A 4,447-nucleotide genomic window follows, 5' to 3' on the forward strand; every position below is an offset into this window, starting at 1 on the left:
TAAGGAGTTTAAGGTGAAGGAACTTAGGAAGTTTATCGAAGAGTATGTCGATTAAGTATCATTATAATTGGGCTAATAGGGAATCGGAGTCAACCAAACCATTGTCGGTCAATAAACGTATAAGATGCAGTAGAGCATTCTCATTAACCTTTAACTCTGTAGCAAGTTCTTGGCAAGTTTTATCAACAGTACTTAATCCATCTATCAACCCAAGTTTGATGCTTGTGTAAACAGCTTGAATAGTAAATGTTACCAGTAACTTTTCTTGCCATTGAGCAATTAGTAATGATGACATAAGATTTGGAGTATTTTTTAAACCATTTTATCACCATCAGGACTTACGCAGAATAAGGTATTTCTGTCGGAATCAAGCGACAGCGTTTGCGGAGCAGTCCATCAGGATAGCAATCTCGAAAGCCCCTCGTTCCTAATCTGTAAGTCCTGACCATGTAGTAGTTATACCCTAGATAACTTCTAAACTCTAAATTTTTAACCGTCAATACATATACCTTATAACGCGCTAAAACTGCTGTATATTATTATTTTTCGGACTCATGGTAATAATTTTTACTAATAAATAGAAATCCCTGATACTCCTTAGTTTTGGTCTTGATACGGAACAATAAATAATGATTCAATAAACAGATTTTCCATAAACTATGGTATGCTCTAGCTTGTAGGAAATTCCTTGAACTAATGAAGAGTGTGGGAGTGTGTTAGGTGTAGAAAAAAGAGAATCCTCCCATACCTAATATACTCCATGATAAAGGAACAGATTTAGAAGAGTAAATAGTCATGATTGATAACAGAAAACTCTGTGCCGCAGAGCAAGTAGCTGAAATATTAAATCGCCTTACTAACTCATCAAATGTAGTGGTTATTGGGCGCATTTTCGGCCCTCTGAGTGAAGAAATTGTCAGACAGGCACTCGATCTTATTCAAGACCATCATGCTCGACTCAATTCTCGAATCGTCGGTGATTTGGATAATCTTCGTTTTGAAACTGGAGCAAAAAAAATTCCTTTGCGAGTTCTGGATAAGCAGTATGAGGGACAATGGCAAGAAACAGTTCTCGAAGAACTAAACACCCAAATTGAGAGTAGTGAAGTCCTGTTGCGAGCTGTACTTGTGCAAGAACAGGAGCTTGGTGAAAATAGTGCTAGCCATCTGATTATCACAATACACCACGCCATCGCGGACGCTTTATCAAGTATCCAGTTATATTCAGAACTCTTGAGCTACTGCTCGAAAGTTGCCTCTGGCGAACCGCTCGTTCCAGTGTCCAGGTTGCCGGCGCTTCCATCTATGGATGAGTTATTTCCCCCATCAACAAAAGGCTTCAGGGGTAAGATCAATAGACCTCTTGCAAAATACATTTCATGCTATAATAATAAATTTATTCCCTTGACATCCTTCGGCTGATGAATTACGCATCTGCTCAAAATCTCTCAGCTCAACAGTTCAAACGGCGCTTCGGAATTACCCCAAAAACTTTTCAAGCAATGGTTTGTGCTCTGAGAACACAACACCCATCTCGCCCTGCTCCAGGTCGTCCCCCAACGTTATCCCGTAAAGACCAGCTCCTCGTCACTCGCTTAGTACTGGAGAGAGTGTAGGTTAGTTACCGTGAATCCTCAACAGTTAACTATAGCGTTTAACTATAGCGTTACTATTACGGTTTTTGCTTAGAGAGCACACCGGCACCAAAGGCTCCTACTGCTAGCAGACTTAGCACCGACATGGGTTCAGGAACCGTAGTGCTAGGAACCGTAGTGCTAGGAATAGCTGCTGCTCCAAAGAGCATACCGACACCCCCGACGACATTCTTACTAAAACTACCTGCTCCTGTGGTTGGATCAATGGTGATCTGTTGTTGATCACCTGTGTAACCGAACAACGTTCCATTTTCAAAGAGCAAGCCATATATATCGCTAAAGCCGATACTACCAATCTCAGTAGCTGTACCGTCTAGAGCGATAGAAAACAAGGTGTCAGACCTGCCGTCAACAGAAAGTGATGTGGCAAAAAATTGATTATTTACAGCATCAAATGCTATGTCACCACTGCTGATGAAGTTAGGAATTTTGGCTACTAATGATGCAGCTCCACTAGAGGGATCAATAGTATAAAAACTATCATCTCCAGCGCCGTAAAGGACATTTTCATTAGAAAAATCTAAAGCATTTAGAAACACACCAAGGTTACCAATTTTAGAAGATGAACCTGTGTTTTTATCAATACTATACAAAGCCCCGGTAGTGCCACCAGTGACACCAAATAGATCACCACTATTCGATAAAGCTATATCAAAAAAGGTGATACCGTTCTTGTTCAATGGTGTAAATGTTCCGGTTGAGGTATCAATCTTTCCAACTTGTCCAATTCCAGTAGAGAGGAAGGATGACGCCTGGGCTGTTCCCATTGTTAATAGGCTAAAAACTACTGCCCCAGCCATAGCTATTGGTAATGTTTTCATGATAGTTTAATGCTGCAAGTATTTAGATTTAGATAGTGAATATAAGTTTATAATTGATATCAATTTCGTTTTGTTTATTGGTTTTATAGATAGTCTGTTTTTTTGATATTTGTCCTTGATTTCTCTTGTTTTAGACAATACTGATGCTATTGGAATTGATATCAATTAGATACTCGAAAGTAATATCGGCAATAAGCATTTAACCCTTGGCATTTTGCCAATGGCTGATAGCTATTCGCGTAGCGTACGTGGCACAGGCTTCTAGCCTGTGAGGTAGCGCATATGCTTAGGATCGGTAAACCTAAAAAAGATAAAATCAATTACCTTTTACACAGGTTTATATTCATTACATTTAACTAGACTTTTATCTCGACAAAAGGATGAATTGTTATGATTCACAAAATCATCATCTTGTAATATATAAGTTTTATTTATATTAATTAATTACTAGTAAAAAATAATTTACTAATTTACTAATTTACTAAACTATACTGATGTTAAAATAATTAAGTTAATCAATAAACTTTAGACTTGTTTGGGGTTGAATTTGATAACTAAGGACTTACCCAATAAATCTAAATAAAGGCGTTTATTTACCAGTTTTTCCTAAGGGTTTTGCACTTGCTACCGACCCACATAATTAGGCGCACATCTTGCAGGCAAAAGCAAAGCGCCCCTACAAATGATTTGTGTTTCAATCATTTGAGAAGCGCGGACGCGATCTAGTCGCTACCGATAATTATGAAATAAAGCCTGATGTCGATTAAAGTTAGCCTTGTGATCTCAAGGCTTGAGAAAATTAGGTTTAACAGCAAGCATGATTACTTGAAGGAAATTAGATAGGTCGAGCATGCAATTCGCATCCGGCCTAAGTCTGAAAATTGATTAGTTAAACTTATAGTAATTTCCGAAATCCGTAGAGGGCTTAAGTTTACACAACCTTAATAATATTAGTAATGGGTAATGGGTAATTGTAATTACTGCCGTCAGCTGTCAGCTGACAGCTGACGGCTGAATACTTACGTACCTCACCCAATTTAAAACTCCTGTTATAGTTCAGATCGAACCAAGTTCACTAAGTGGCCAAAAACGGAAACAGGCACGACCAATGACTTTGTCTTTACCTAGAAAACCCCAAACATGGGAATCGTTGCTATTGTTGCGGTTGTCTCCCATCACAAACAAGTAATTTTCTGGCACCTGCACCAGCCCCATCTGATAACTGGGAGGTTGGGCAATGTAGTCCTCCTCTAGAGGAGTACCGTTGCGATAAACTTTGCCATCTTTGACTTGAACCGTATCACCGGATGTGCCAATCACCCGCTTGATGAAAGCTTGGTCTTTTGAGTAACCCAAAATTTGTAATTGTGGCGGTATTTCAAACACAATAATGTCACCGGCTTTTGGGGTATGGAAACGGTAAGAGATTTTTTCGACTACTAAGCGATCGCCTACTCCCAAAGTCGGGTACATGGAATCCGAGGGAATGTAGCGAGGTTCTGCCACAAATAGTCGAATCAATAGAGCTAAGGCTAGTGCGATCGCAATAATTTGGAAATTTTCCTGTACTTGCTTCCAGAATGGCGTACCACCCTTATCCGGTTGTTGACTCTGAGCATCTGCTTGCTGCTCCTGAACAGATTCAGAAGATTCACTCGGTGCTGCTAATTTCTTTTTCTGTGCATCCATACAAGATTTAAATTGACATTTAAATTGACAATACTGGGTATTATGACCTCGCCCTTGCCCTAAACATCTTACCTAGTTTGGCAACTCAGCCAGGATAACATGCTTGATTGCCCTTTTGTGAATTTGCGTTAGTTTAGCTTCCTCCGCGATTCATCCCACACTCATGCTGCGCATGAGTGTGGGATGAATCGCGGACAGGATCTTTCATCGTTTTGAGATCGTCTATGATGAAAGTAGTAGGGAAAACAAATTAAGAGCTAACCGCCACCTACGTGCTTTAAA

Annotated in this window: 5 protein-coding genes; 2 read left to right on the forward strand and 3 right to left on the reverse strand. The window is 39.6% G+C overall.

Annotation, left to right across the window (positions count from 1 at the left end):
- Positions 1 to 61: 61 nt before the first annotated feature.
- Positions 62 to 295 carry a hypothetical protein gene (locus AC4II3_RS31500; protein ID WP_488016587.1) on the reverse strand — a complete coding sequence of 78 codons (234 nt, stop codon included), beginning with the start codon at positions 293 to 295 and terminating at the stop codon, positions 62 to 64.
- A 500-nt stretch (positions 296 to 795) separates the two neighbouring features.
- Here AC4II3_RS31500 and AC4II3_RS31505 point away from each other — a divergent pair, with 500 nt between their 5' ends.
- Positions 796 to 1,422 (forward strand): condensation domain-containing protein, encoded by a 627-nt coding sequence (locus AC4II3_RS31505; RefSeq protein ID WP_488016585.1) that lies wholly within the window; start codon positions 796 to 798, stop codon positions 1,420 to 1,422.
- Complete coding sequence (locus AC4II3_RS31510; RefSeq protein ID WP_488016583.1) at positions 1,422 to 1,616, forward strand: hypothetical protein; 195 nt, start codon at positions 1,422 to 1,424, stop codon at positions 1,614 to 1,616. Before AC4II3_RS31505 ends, AC4II3_RS31510 begins: the two co-directional genes overlap by 1 nt.
- Positions 1,617 to 1,672: 56 nt before the next feature.
- Here AC4II3_RS31510 and AC4II3_RS31515 read toward each other — a convergent pair whose 3' ends face one another.
- Positions 1,673 to 2,476 carry a PEP-CTERM sorting domain-containing protein gene (locus tag AC4II3_RS31515; protein WP_488016581.1) on the reverse strand — a complete coding sequence of 268 codons (804 nt, stop codon included), beginning with the start codon at positions 2,474 to 2,476 and terminating at the stop codon, positions 1,673 to 1,675.
- A 1,056-nt stretch (positions 2,477 to 3,532) separates the two neighbouring features.
- Positions 3,533 to 4,165, reverse strand: a complete 633-nt coding sequence (lepB, locus tag AC4II3_RS31520) for a signal peptidase I (RefSeq protein WP_488016579.1) — start codon at positions 4,163 to 4,165, stop codon at positions 3,533 to 3,535.
- Positions 4,166 to 4,447: the final 282 nt, after the last annotated feature.

It is taken from the genome of Moorena sp., from assembly GCF_982860115.1.

Coding starts and splice junctions, on each gene's coding strand:
- AC4II3_RS31515 (WP_488016581.1), bottom strand. CDS start 2,476: ATGAAAACATTACCAATAGCTATGGCTGGGGCAGTAGTTTTTAGCCTA.
- AC4II3_RS31510 (WP_488016583.1), top strand. CDS start 1,422: ATGAATTACGCATCTGCTCAAAATCTCTCAGCTCAACAGTTCAAACGG.
- AC4II3_RS31500 (WP_488016587.1), bottom strand. CDS start 295: ATGTCATCATTACTAATTGCTCAATGGCAAGAAAAGTTACTGGTAACA.
- AC4II3_RS31505 (WP_488016585.1), top strand. CDS start 796: ATGATTGATAACAGAAAACTCTGTGCCGCAGAGCAAGTAGCTGAAATA.
- lepB (WP_488016579.1), bottom strand. CDS start 4,165: ATGGATGCACAGAAAAAGAAATTAGCAGCACCGAGTGAATCTTCTGAA.